Raw genomic sequence first — 12,344 nt, forward strand, 5'->3', positions numbered from 1 at the left:
CCCTTTCAGGAGTTTTGATCATGGCTAAAGTCACCATGCGCCAGATGCTGGAAGCCGGCGTGCATTTCGGTCACCAGACCCGCTACTGGAACCCGCAGATGCGCCCCTACATCTTCGGTGAGCGCAACAAGATCCACATCATCAACCTCGAAAAGACGCTGCCTCTTTATAATGAGGCCACCAACTTCCTGGGCAAGCTCGCCTCCCAGGGTGGTCGCATCATGATCGTGGGCACCAAGCGTTCCGCCCGCAAGGCAGTGGCCGAAGAGGCCCAGCGCTGCGGCATGCCGTACGTGGATCATCGCTGGCTCGGCGGTATGCTGACCAACTTCCGCACCGTCAAGCAGTCCATTCGCCGGCTGAAGGATCTGGAAGGCCAGGAGCAGGACGGCACCTTCAACAAGCTGGGCAAGAAGGAAGTGCTGATGCTCCGTCGCGAGATGGACAAGCTCAACCGCAGCCTGGGCGGCATCAAGAACATGGAAGGCCTGCCGGACGCCTTGTTCGTCATCGACACCGGTTTCGAGAAGATCGCGGTGCAGGAAGCGAAGAAGCTGGGCATTCCCGTAGTGGCCGTGGTGGATACCAACCACTCCCCGCGCGAGATCGACTACGTGATCCCGGGCAATGACGACGCGATCAGCGCCATCCAGCTGTACCTGCGCGGTGTGGCCGATGCGGTGATCGATGCGCGCAGCGCCGCCGTCAAGCCGGCCGCCGCCGACAGCGACGAGTTCGTCGAGGTGGCCGAGGCCGCCAACGCCACGACGGAAGCGAAGAGCGGAGCGTCCGAGTAAGGACGCCGCCGCTTCCGCCGTAACCCCGATTACACGCAAGAGGGACGCTCAACATGGCGATTACCGCTGCTCAGGTTAAAGAACTCCGCGAGCGCACCGGCGCTGGCATGATGGAGTGCAAGAAGGCGCTGGTGGAAACCGATGGCGACATCGAGGCCGCCGCCGAGCACATGCGCAAGAAGGGCCTGGCCAAGGCCGACAAGAAGGCCGGCCGCGTGGCCGCCGAAGGGGCCATCGTGGCCGTGGTCAGCGATGACGCGAAGAGCGGCGCGCTGGTCGAAGTGAACAGCGAAACCGACTTCGTCTCCGGCAGTGACGACTTCCAGGGTTTTGCCAGCGCCGTCGCTCAGCGCGTGCTGGAAGACAAGCCCGCCGACGTGGACGCGCTCAGCGCCCTGGCCCTGGACGGCGACAAGGACGTGAACACCGTGCGCACCGAGCTGGTGGCGAAGATCGGTGAGAACATCCAGATCCGTCGTTTCGCGCGCTTCGAAACCGAGGCCGGCCAGGTCAGCTACTACCTACACGGCGCCCGCATCGGCGTGATGCTGGAGCTGGAAGGCGGCCACGCCGGGCTGGCCCGTGACATCGCCATGCACATCGCGGCCACCAAGCCCCTGTGTGTGAGCGAGGATGAAGTGCCCGCCGAGGAGCGCCAGAAGGAGAAGGACATCCTCATCGCCCAGGCGAAGGATTCCGGCAAGCCCGCCGAGATCGTCGAGAAGATGGTCGAGGGGCGTATCCGCAAGTGGCTGGCGGAGATCACCCTGGTGGGGCAGCCCTTCGTCAAGGACCCGGACCAGACCGTGGGCAAGCTGCTCAAGGATGCCGGCGCCAAGGTGGTGCGTTTCGTGCGCCTGGAAGTGGGCGAAGGCATCGAGAAGAAGCAGGAGAACTTCGCCGACGAGGTGATGGCGCAGGTGCGCGGCTCCTGAGCGCGGCGATTCCCATGAGCAAACCCGCATACAAACGGATCCTGCTCAAGCTCAGCGGCGAGGCGCTGATGGGTGACGGCGAGTACGGCATCGCGCCGGCCGTCATCCGTCGGCTCGCCGATGAAATCCGCGAGGTGCGGGGGCTGGGCGTGGAGGTGGCGCTGGTGATCGGTGGCGGGAACATCTTCCGCGGCGCCGGTCTTGCCGCCGAAGGCATGGACCGGGTCACCGGCGATCACATGGGCATGCTGGCCACCGTGATCAACGCCCTGGCGCTGCAGGATGCCCTGGAGCGCAAGGGTGTGTTCACACGGGTGATGTCCGCGATCAAGATCAACCAGGTCTGCGAGGATTACATCCGCCGGCGCGCCATACGGCATCTGGAGAAGGGCCGGGTGGTGGTGTTCGCCGCCGGCACCGGAAACCCCTTCTTCACCACCGATTCCGCGGCCAGCCTGCGGGCCATCGAGGTGGGCGCGGATCTGATGCTCAAGGCCACCAAGGTGGACGGCGTCTATACGTCCGATCCGATGAAGGACGCGGATGCCCGGCGCTACGACAAGCTCACCTATGACGATGTCCTGGATCAGCGGCTGAACGTGATGGATGCCACCGCGATCGTGCTGTGCCGGGATCACAACATGCGCATCATGGTGTTCGACATGACCCAGCCCGGCGCGCTGGTACAGGCGTGCTGCGGCGAGAATGTGGGAACCATCGTGGAGAGGGACTAGGCGTGATAGAAGACATCAAGAAAGACGCGGGCTCCCGGATGAAAAAGGCCGTGGAAGTACTCCAGCAGGAATTGACCAAGGTGCGCACCGGGCGTGCCCACACCAGCCTGCTCGATCACATCACGGTGGAGTACTACGGCAGCACCGTGCCGCTGAGCCAGGTGGCCAACGTCGCGGTGGGGGATTCCCGCATGCTGACCGTCACCCCCTGGGAGAAGACCATGATCGCGCCGGTGGAGAAGGCGATCATGAGCTCCGATCTGGGGCTGACCCCGAGCAGCGCCGGCAACGTCATTCGCGTGCCCTTGCCGCCGCTCACCGAAGAGCGCCGTCGGGACCTGATCAAGGTGGTGCGTGGCGAGGCGGAGCAGGCCCGGGTCGCTATCCGCAACGTGCGCCGTGACGCCAATTCCACCATCAAGGATCTGCTCAAGGAAAAGGAAATCTCCGAGGACGACGCCCGTCGTGCCGAGGAGTCGATCCAGAAGCTCACCGACGCCCAGGTGGCCGAGGTGGATAGCGTACTGGAGCGCAAGGAAAAGGAACTCCTCGAGATCTGATCGCCGCCGAGCGATACCGATCTCCGTAACCCTGCAGTTACGGCACGCCCGCGGGCGTGTCTCGCGAGGCCGCCATGGGTGACGATGGCAAGCAAGCAGCGCCGGGCGCGACGCCGCGTCATGTGGCGATCATCATGGATGGCAACGGCCGTTGGGCCCAGGCGCGGGGCCGGCCGCGACAGGCCGGCCACAAGGCCGGCGTGGACTCGGTGCGCGCCGTGCTGGAAGCCTGCGCCAAGCACCAGGTTACCTGTCTGACCCTGTTCGCCTTCAGCAGCGAGAACTGGAAACGCCCGGGCACCGAGGTGAAGCTGCTGATGCAGCTGTTCCAGCGCACCCTGGAGCGCGAGGCCAGGCGCCTGCACAAGAACGGCATCCGTCTGCGCTTCATCGGCGACAGGGCGCGGTTTTCCGCCCCCCTGCGCCAGGCCATGGACGAGGCGGAAGCCCTCACGCGGGGCAACGAGGGTCTGTATCTGAACATCGCCGTGAGCTACGGCGGGCGTTGGGATGCGGCCACTGCCGCCCGGCGCATCGCCGAGCGGGTGGCCCGGGGGGAGCTCACGCCCGAGCAGGTGGACGAAACCCTTTTCGCCCGGGAAGTCTCCCTGGCGGATCTGCCCGAACCGGATCTGTTCATCCGCACCGGCGGGGAGCGGCGCATCAGCAACTTCCTGCTCTGGCAACTGGCCTACACCGAGCTTTATTTCACCGACCGCTTGTGGCCGGATTTCCGCGAGCAGGCCTTTGAAGCGGCCCTGCAGGATTTCCGCTGCCGGCAACGGCGCTTCGGTCTGACCTCGGAACAACTCGTGGAAACGGAGCAGCATGCTTAAGGCGCGCCTCATCACCGCATTGACCCTGGCGCCGCTGTTCCTCTGGGCGGTACTGTTCTGGTCCAGCAACGCGCTGAGCGTATTCTTCGCGGCGATCATGCTGCTGGCGGGCTGGGAATGGTCCCGCCTGATCCCCGGCCTGTCCGCGCGCCTGCCCCAGGCGCTGTTTCTGCTGCTGCTCATCGTTCTGATGGTGCTGGCGCACCGCTACCTGGCCACCACCGCGCAGCCTTGGCCGCCGCTGCTGCCCGCGGCGCTGGGCTGGGTGCTGGTACTGCCCTGGATGCACAGCTTCAGCGCCGGCCGCGGTGCGGCGCTGGGGCCTGTTGCCGGCGCCCTGGTGGGCGTACTGGTGCTGCTGCCGCCCTGGCTGGCCTTGATCTGGCTGCATTTGATGGGGGGCTGGTACTGGTTGTTCCTGCTGCTGCTGCTCATCACCAGCGCCGATATCGGCGCGTATTTCGCCGGTCGACGCTTCGGGCGGCGCAAGCTTGCCCCGCGGGTGAGTCCGGGCAAGACCTGGGAAGGCCTGCTGGGTGGGCTGGTTCTGGCGCTGGTGGCGATGAGCATCGCCCATGGGCTGTTCGGGCGCGGCGAGCTGAATTACGCGGTGCTGCTGCCGGTGGGCCTGGTCACCGTGCTGTTCTCCGTGGTGGGGGATCTGTTCGAGAGCATGATCAAGCGTCAGCGGGGCGTGAAGGACAGCAGCGCCCTGTTGCCCGGCCACGGTGGTGTGCTGGACCGGGTGGACAGCATCACCGCCGCCGCGCCCTGGTTTGCCCTGGGCTTGATGTGGGGGCAGGCTGTCTTCTGATGCGCGTGACCGTACTCGGGGCCACCGGCTCCATTGGCCGCAGCACGCTGGACGTGGTCGGCCGCCACCCGGCCCGTTTTCGCGTCCATGCGCTCACCGCGCACCGCGATGCGGCGGGCCTGCTGGCGCAGTGTCTGGTGCACCGGCCCCGCTATGCGGTGCTCGCCGACCCGGCGGCGGCCCAGCCGCTTGCCCGCGGCGTGCGCGAGGCGGGGTTGGACACGGAGGTGCTCAGTGGCGCCGAGGCGCTGGTGCAAGTGGCCGAAGACCCGAACGCCGACACCGTGGTGGCCGCCATCGTCGGCGCCGCCGGCCTGCTGCCCAGCCTCGCGGCGGTGCGAGCGGGCAAGCGGGTGCTGCTGGCCAACAAGGAGGCGCTGGTCTGCGCCGGCGCGGTGTTCATGGCGGCGGTGCGCGATAGCGGCGCGACCCTGCTGCCGCTGGACAGCGAACACAACGCGGTCTTCCAGTGCCTGCCCGAGCAGGGCGTCGGCCGGGGCGGGGTGCGGCGCATCCTGCTCACGGCCTCGGGCGGGCCGTTTCGGGAAACCCCGCCCGGGGAACTGGCGAATGTCACCCCGGAGCAGGCCTGCGCGCACCCCAACTGGTCCATGGGGCGGAAGATCTCCGTGGATTCCGCCACCATGATGAACAAGGGCCTGGAGGTCATCGAAGCCTGCTGGCTGTTCCACCTGCCGCCCGCGCAGGTGGAGGTGGTGGTGCACCCCGAAAGCGTGATCCACTCCCTGGTCGAATACACCGACGGGTCCATGCTGGCGCAGCTGGGCAATCCGGATATGCGCACGCCCATCGCCCACGCGCTGGCCTGGCCGGAGCGGATCGAATCGGGGGTCGCGCCGCTGGATCTGGTGCGTACCGGGCAATTGAACTTTCAGGCGCCGGACCCGCGGCGCTTTCCCTGTCTCGGGCTGGCCTACAGCGCGCTGCGCGCCGGGGGCAATGCCTGCGCGGTGCTCAACGCCGCCAATGAGGTGGCGGTGGAGGCCTTTCTGGCGGGGCGCATCGGTTTCATGGCCATCGCCGAGCTGGTGGAGCGTACCCTGGAGCGCATCCCCCGGGGCGAGCTGGCGGATCTGGAAGCCGTGCTCGCCGCCGACACGCAGGCGCGGGAGACCGCCCGTCAAACCCTGGAGGCCATGGCATGAGTGCCTTGACCAGTCTGCTCTCCTTCGTGGTGGCCATCGGCGTGCTGGTGACCGTGCACGAGTTCGGCCACTACTGGGTGGCCCGGCGCATGGGCGTGAAGGTGCTGCGCTTCTCCGTGGGCTTCGGCCGACCGCTGCTGCGCTGGGTGCGCGGCGCGGACCGCACTGAATACGTCATCTCCGCCATCCCCCTGGGCGGGTACGTGAAGATGCTCGATGAACGGGAAGGCCCGGTGGCGGAAGAGGAGGCGCACCGCGCCTTCAACCGCAAGTCCCTGGGAGCGCGCTCCGCTGTTGTGGTGGCCGGTCCCTTGTTCAATTTCGCCTTCGCGTTACTGGCCTACTGGCTGGTGTTCCTCACCGGCAGCACCGTGCTGCGCCCGGTGGTGGACGCGCCACCGCCCCACAGCCCGGCGGCGGTGGCGGAGCTTCGCGCGGGCGACGAGATCCTGCGGGTGGACGGTGAAATCGTGCGCTCCTGGGAGGAGGCGTTGTTCACCCTGCTCGAACGCGGCCTGGGCGGCAAGGTACTCGCCCTGCAGGTGGAAAGCGCGGAAGGCGCCCGGCGCGAGCTGCGCCTGCCCATGCCCGATGGCCTGCTGCGGGAGGAGGGTGATGTGCTCGCGCGTTTGGGGCTGCGCCCCTGGCGTCCGGTGCTGGCGCCGGTGTTCGCCGAGGTGCGCGCCGACACGCCGGCGGCGGCGGCGGGCCTGCGCGCGGGCGACCGGGTGCTGGCGGCGAACGGCGAGCCGATCGCGGACTGGACCGCGCTGGTGCGGTACCTGGAGGCGCGCCCCGGGGGGCAGGTCCGTCTGAGCCTGCGCCGCGACGGCGCGGCCATCGAGCGGCAGGTGACCCTGGAGGCCGTGGAGCGGGACGGGCGCCAGGTGGGCCGACTGGGGGTGATCCCCGAAGTGCCGGAAGGGCTTTATGATCGGGTGCGCGCTGAGGTACGGTATGGGCCGCTGGAGGCGGTGAGCAAGTCCGCGCGGGCGACCTGGCAGGCCAGCGCCCTGACCGTCAAGGTGCTGGGGCGCATGCTGATCGGCGATGCTTCGCTGAAGAATCTCAGTGGGCCGATCAATATCGCCCAATACGCGGGGGAATCCGCCAGCCTGGGGCTGGCGCCGTTTCTGAAGTTTCTGGCCATCATCAGCATCAGCCTGGGCATACTGAACCTGCTGCCCGTGCCGGTGCTCGACGGCGGTCACCTGCTGTATTTCGGCATAGAGGCGCTGCGTGGCCGCCCCCTGTCCGAGCAGGCCCAGCTGTTGGGTCAGCAGATCGGCATGGCGCTTTTGCTGATGCTGATGGCCTTGGCGTTCTACAACGATATAGTCCGGCTGCTGGCCGGCTGATAACGGGATAGGCCCGATCTTGATACGACGTTTACTGATACCCGGCTTGATGCTCCTGCCCGCCGTGGCGCAGGCCTTCCAGCCCTTCCAAGTGCAGGACATCCGGGTAGAGGGCCTGCGTCGCATCGCCCCGGGCACCGTGTTCAACTACCTGCCGGTGCGGGCCGGGGAGCGGCTGGATCAGCGCCAGGCGGCCACCGCCATCCGCGATCTGTACGCCACCGGCTTCTTCCAGGATGTGCGCCTGGAGCGAGACGGCGACGTGCTGGTGATCGAGGTGCGGGAGCGCCCGGCGGTGGCGCGCATCGAGTTTCGCGGCAACGACAGCATTCCCACCGAGGATCTGCGCGACTCTCTGCGCGAGGTCGGCCTGCGAGAAGGCGAGGTGCTGGACCGGGCCCTGCTCACCGGTGTCGAGAACGAGCTGCGCAAGCAGTACTTCGCCCGTGGTCAGTACGACGCCCAGGTCACCGCCACCGTCTCGCCGCTGCCGCGCAACCGGGTCGGGGTGCGCATCGACGTGGTAGAGGGTGAAACCGCTCGGGTGAGTGAGCTGCACTTCGTGGGCAACCAGGCCGTCGGCAGCGACCGGTTGCGCGGCCTCTTCACGCTGGGTCGCAAGCGCTGGTACCACTTCTTCTCCAGTCGTGACGAGTACTCTCGCGACAAGCTGGAGGCGGACCTGGAGCGTCTGCGCAGCTACTACCAGGACCGCGGCTACGCGAACTTCCGCATCAACTCCACCCAGGTCTCGCTCAGCCCTGATTTGCAGCGCATCTACATCACCGTCAACCTCAGCGAGGGCGAGCCTTTCGGCATCGGCGAAGTGCGGTTGGCCGGGAGCACGATCCTGCCGCGCGAAGAGTTGCGTGAGCTGATTCCGCTGGCCGAGGGCGATCGCTACTCCCGCGGCCAAATCACCGCCGGCGCCCAGGCCATCAGCGAGCGGCTGGCCGAGGATGGCTACGCCTTCGCCCGGGTCAATCCGGTGCCCGAGGTGGACGAGGAGAACAAGACGGTCACGCTGACCTACTTCGTGGAACCCGGCAAACGCGCCTACGTGCGGCGTATCAATATCCACGGCAACTACCGCACCCAGGACGAGGTCATCCGCCGGGAACTGCGCCAGATGGAAGCCGGCTGGTTGTCCGCCGAAGACATCAAACGCTCCCGGGAGCGCCTGAACCGGCTGGGCTTCTTCGATCAGGTACAGATCGAGACCCCCCAGGTGCCAGGCACCGACGACCAGGTGGACGTGAACGTCAGCGTGGTGGAGCGCCTTTCCGGCAGTTTCCAGATCGGCGTGGGTTACGGCGAGAGCCAGGGCGTGATGCTCAACGCCTCGGTACATCAGGACAACGTACTGGGCACCGGCGATCGCCTTGGCGTGACGCTGAACACCAGCGAAGTGGATACCGTCTACAGCGTCTCCTACCTGGAGCGTTTCTGGACCCGCAGCGGCATCAGCCGCAGCTTCAACGGCAGTTACCGGGAAACCGATGCCCGTGAGGCGGATCTGCGCGATTACCGTTTCGAGACTCTCAACCTGGGCGTGGGTTTCGGGATTCCCGTCACCGAGTACGATACGCTTCATCTAGGTGTCGCCTACGAGAATCTGGAACTGGAACTGGGCGACGAGGCCAGCCAGCACATCAAGGACTGGGTCGACGAGAACGGCGATGATTTCGACATGCTCAAGGCGAGCGTGTCCTGGAGCCGGGATACCCGTAACCGGGCCATCTTCCCCACCCGTGGCGGCGTGCAGAAACTGGGTGCCGAAGTGACCGTGCCCGGCAGCGATCTGGAGTTCTACAAGCTCAGCTACTCCAACAAGCGCTACTTCCCGCTGCTCGATTCGCTCACCCTGAGCGTCGAAGGGGCGATCGGTTACGGCAACGGCTACGGCGATACCCGGGAGCTGCCCTTTTTCGAGAACTTCTACGCCGGCGGCATGACCACGGTGCGCGGATACAAGGGTTCGTCCCTGGGGCCGCGGGACGAAGACGGCGACCCCACCGGCGGCAACGTACGGGTAGTGGGACGCGCGGAGCTGATATTCCCCGTGCCCTTCACCGATTTGCCCTCGGTGCGCATGGCGGCCTTCGTCGACGGCGGCAACGTCTACGATACGGAGCCGGATGCCTTCACCAGCGATGGGGATATCGATCTGAGCCGCATGCGTTACGCCAGCGGCCTGGCGCTGACCTGGATCTCGCCCCTGGGCGCGTTGACAGTCAGCCTGGCGCAGGCCTTAAATGCCGAAGTCGGCGACAAAACGGAGACCTTCCAGTTCTCCCTGGGTACCGCCTTCTAGAGACGGCAACAACAGCAACCGCAATGGCCAACGGGGTAGTGGTTTGAAGAAAGCATTGGTACTGGCGATTTCCCTGGCTGCCGCGGCCCTGCCGCTGAGCGCCGGCGCGCTGAAGATCGGCGCGGTCAACCCGGCGCGCATCTCCGCCGAGGCGCCGCAGGCCGATTACGCCCGCGAACGCCTGGAGCGCGAGTTCGCGCCCCGCGACCAGGAAGTCTCCGAACTGCGCCAGGCCCTGGCAAAGATGGAGGAGCGGCTGAGCCGCGACGGGGCGGTCATGACCGATGCCCAGCGCCGCGACCTGGAGCGGGGGATTATCTCCCAGCAGCGGGAGATCCGCCGTGCTCAGGAAGAATTCCGTGAAGACTTCAACATCCGCCGCAATGAAGAATTGGTCAAATTGCAGCGGCGCATCGTCGAGACCATCCAGACCTTCGCCAAGCGAAACGGCTTCGATCTGATCGTCAGCGATGGCGTGATTTACGCCAGCAACCAGGTGGACATCACCGACCGGATCATCCAGCTTCTGGAGCAGGAACCGGCCGGCGCGGCGCGATGAGCATCACGGCCGCCGAACTGGCCCGCCGGCTGGGCGCCGAGCTGCGCGGCGACGGCGCGGTGTGTCTCGACCATGTGGCTCCGCTGCGGGAGGCCGGGCCAGGGGGCTTGAGCTTTCTGGCCAACAGTCGGTACCGGGCGCAGCTGGCGGGTACCGGGGCCGCTGCCGTATTGCTGCGCGAGCAGGACGCCGAGGCCTGCCCGGTCACGGCCATCGTCTGCGCCGACCCGTATCTGGCCTACGCCCGCGCCGCGCAGCAGTTGTACCCGCCGCGGCCCGCCGAGCCCGGCGTGCACCCCTCCGCTTGGGTGGATCCGTCCGCGCAGTTGGGGGAGGGGGTGAGCGTCGGGCCTCAGGCCTGCGTGGAGGCCGGAGCCGTGCTGGGTGAGGGCGTGCTCATCGGGCCCGGGTGCATGGTGGGGCGCAATGTACGCATCGGTGCCCACAGCCGGCTGGTGGCCTCGGTGAGCGTGGGAGATGATTGCCGGCTGGGGGAGCGGGTATTGCTGCACCCTGGCGTGGTCATCGGCGCCGACGGCTTTGGCTTTGCCAATGACGCCGGGCGCTGGGAGAAGATCCCTCAGGTAGGCGCGGTGGAGCTGGGCGATGACGTAGAGATCGGCGCCAACACCTGCGTGGACCGGGGGGCCTTGAGCAATACCGTGCTGGAGGAAGGGGTCAAACTCGACAACCTGATCCAGATCGGGCACAACGTGCGCATTGGGGCGCACACGGCGGTGGCGGCGCATACGGCCATTGCCGGCAGTGCCGACATCGGGCGTCACTGCATGATCGCCGGCTGCGTGGGAATAGCGGGGCATCTGAGCATCTGCGATGAGGTGCAGATCACCGCCATGAGCATGGTGATACACAGCATCAGCGAGCCGGGGGTGTATTCCTCCGGTACGCAGGTCACGCCCAACGCGCAGTGGCGACGCAACGCGGTGCGTTTCAACCAACTGGATGACATGGCCCGGCGGCTGCGCGCACTGGAAAAGCGCGCGGCGGCCGGCCCCGACAGCAACAGCAGGACCGAGCATGGAACAGGCAAGCACAACAACAATTGATATCCACGAGATCCGCCGGCTGTTGCCGCACCGCTACCCCATGTTGCTGGTGGACCGGGTGCTGGAGTGCGTGCCGGGCGAGTACCTGGTGGCCGTCAAGAACGTGACGGTGAACGAGCCCCACTTCAATGGGCACTTCCCCCAGCGCCCGGTAATGCCCGGCGTGCTGATCATCGAAGCCCTGGCCCAGGCCTGCGGCCTGTTCGCCTTCGCCACCGAGGGGGCGAGCCCCGAGGGCGAGAACCTGTTCTACCTGGTGGGCGTGGACAAGGCCCGCTTCAAGCGCCCGGTGGAGCCGGGCGATCAGCTGGTAATGCGGGTGGAGCACGTCAAGACCCGCAGCGGCGTGTGGATCTTCAACGGCGAGGCGCGGGTGGACGGCAAGGTCGCCGCCTCGGCGGAGATCCGCTGCACCATGCGGGGTGCGTGAGTTGATCGACCCGCGCGCCGTCATAGACCCCAAGGCCGAGTTGGGCGCCGACGTTACCGTCGGCCCCTTCGCGGTCATCGGTGCTGGCGTGCAGCTGGGTGACGGCTGCCGCGTGGGCCCCCATGCGGTGATCGAAGGTCCCACCCGTATCGGCCCCAACAACACGGTCTTCCAGTTCGCCTCCATCGGCGCCTGCCCCCAGGACAAGAAATACGCGGGCGAGGAAACCACCCTGGAGATCGGCGAAGGCAACACCTTTCGCGAGTTCGTCACCGTGCACCGAGGCACCGCCCAGGACAAGGGCAGCACCCGCATCGGCGACGACAACTGGATCATGGCCTATTGCCATATCGCCCACGACTGCGTGATCGGCGATCACACCATCTTCTCCAACTCGGCCTCGCTCGCCGGGCATGTGATCGTGGGGGATCACGCCATCCTCGGCGGCTTCACCCTGGTGCATCAGTTCTGCAATATCGGCGCCCACAGCTTCTGTGCCTTCGGCAGCGTGGTGAACCAGGACGTGCCGCCCTTCGTCACCGTCAGCGGCCACATGGCCGAGCCCCATGGCATCAACAGCGAGGGGCTCAAGCGCCGCGGTTACGACGCCGGAGCGCTGCGCAACCTGCGCCGGGCCTACAAGATCCTCTACAAGTCCGGCCTGCGCCTGGAGGAGGCCCGGGAGCATCTGCGCGCCCTGAGCGCCGAGCAGCCCGAACTGCTGCCCCTGGTGGAGTTCCTGGACCGCGCTCGCCGCGGCATCATCCGCTGAGC

At 66.9% G+C, this 12,344-nt stretch carries 13 protein-coding genes; all 13 read left to right on the forward strand.

The annotated features are described in order from the left end of the window. Positions 1–20: 20 nt before the first annotated feature. The 13 genes from rpsB (at position 21) to lpxA (ending at position 12,342) form a co-directional block, all read left to right on the forward strand. Complete coding sequence (rpsB, locus tag GBG68_RS02775; RefSeq protein WP_152144874.1) at positions 21–797, forward strand: 30S ribosomal protein S2; 777 nt, start codon at positions 21–23, stop codon at positions 795–797. 53 nt (positions 798–850) lie between these two features. Beyond that, positions 851–1,732 carry a translation elongation factor Ts gene (gene tsf, locus GBG68_RS02780; RefSeq protein WP_152144876.1) on the forward strand — a complete coding sequence of 294 codons (882 nt, stop codon included), beginning with the start codon at positions 851–853 and terminating at the stop codon, positions 1,730–1,732. Positions 1,733–1,746: 14 nt separating this feature from the next. Next, a complete protein-coding gene (gene pyrH, locus GBG68_RS02785; protein ID WP_152144879.1) occupies positions 1,747–2,466 on the forward strand; it encodes a UMP kinase in 720 nt (239 codons plus the stop codon). Between the two features lie 2 nt (positions 2,467–2,468). After that, the gene (gene frr, locus GBG68_RS02790; protein WP_152144881.1) at positions 2,469–3,026 is read left to right on the forward strand and encodes a ribosome recycling factor; all 558 of its coding nucleotides are present in this window, start codon (positions 2,469–2,471) and stop codon (positions 3,024–3,026) included. Between the two features lie 74 nt (positions 3,027–3,100). After that, complete coding sequence (uppS, locus tag GBG68_RS02795) at positions 3,101–3,862, forward strand: polyprenyl diphosphate synthase (protein ID WP_152144884.1); 762 nt, start codon at positions 3,101–3,103, stop codon at positions 3,860–3,862. Beyond that, the gene (locus GBG68_RS02800; RefSeq protein WP_152144885.1) at positions 3,855–4,676 is read left to right on the forward strand and encodes a phosphatidate cytidylyltransferase; all 822 of its coding nucleotides are present in this window, start codon (positions 3,855–3,857) and stop codon (positions 4,674–4,676) included. Before uppS ends, GBG68_RS02800 begins: the two co-directional genes overlap by 8 nt. Beyond that, positions 4,676–5,842: a 1-deoxy-D-xylulose-5-phosphate reductoisomerase gene (ispC, locus tag GBG68_RS02805; RefSeq protein WP_152144888.1), complete on the forward strand. Its 1,167-nt coding sequence runs from the start codon at positions 4,676–4,678 to the stop codon at positions 5,840–5,842. Before GBG68_RS02800 ends, ispC begins: the two co-directional genes overlap by 1 nt. Next, on the forward strand, positions 5,839–7,200 hold the full coding sequence (gene rseP / locus GBG68_RS02810) for an RIP metalloprotease RseP (protein WP_152144890.1): 1,362 nt from the start codon (positions 5,839–5,841) through the stop codon (positions 7,198–7,200). The genes ispC and rseP overlap by 4 nt, the downstream gene beginning before the upstream one ends. 19 nt (positions 7,201–7,219) lie before the next feature. Further along, a complete protein-coding gene (bamA, locus tag GBG68_RS02815; protein WP_226801563.1) occupies positions 7,220–9,514 on the forward strand; it encodes an outer membrane protein assembly factor BamA in 2,295 nt (764 codons plus the stop codon). Positions 9,515–9,557: 43 nt separating this feature from the next. Further along, positions 9,558–10,073, forward strand: coding sequence for an OmpH family outer membrane protein (locus GBG68_RS02820; protein ID WP_226801565.1), 516 nt, complete (start codon positions 9,558–9,560; stop codon positions 10,071–10,073). Further along, the gene (lpxD, locus tag GBG68_RS02825; protein WP_152144894.1) at positions 10,070–11,140 is read left to right on the forward strand and encodes a UDP-3-O-(3-hydroxymyristoyl)glucosamine N-acyltransferase; all 1,071 of its coding nucleotides are present in this window, start codon (positions 10,070–10,072) and stop codon (positions 11,138–11,140) included. Before GBG68_RS02820 ends, lpxD begins: the two co-directional genes overlap by 4 nt. Continuing rightward, a complete protein-coding gene (gene fabZ / locus GBG68_RS02830; protein ID WP_152144896.1) occupies positions 11,112–11,570 on the forward strand; it encodes a 3-hydroxyacyl-ACP dehydratase FabZ in 459 nt (152 codons plus the stop codon). The genes lpxD and fabZ overlap by 29 nt, the downstream gene beginning before the upstream one ends. Position 11,571: 1 nt before the next feature. Further along, entirely contained in the window at positions 11,572–12,342 is a 771-nt protein-coding gene (gene lpxA, locus GBG68_RS02835) for an acyl-ACP--UDP-N-acetylglucosamine O-acyltransferase (RefSeq protein WP_152144980.1), read from the forward strand. Positions 12,343–12,344 lie beyond the last annotated feature (2 nt).

Origin of the sequence: Alkalilimnicola sp. S0819, assembly GCF_009295635.1 — a bacterium.
Classification (GTDB): Bacteria; Pseudomonadota; Gammaproteobacteria; order Nitrococcales; family WHIW01; genus S0819.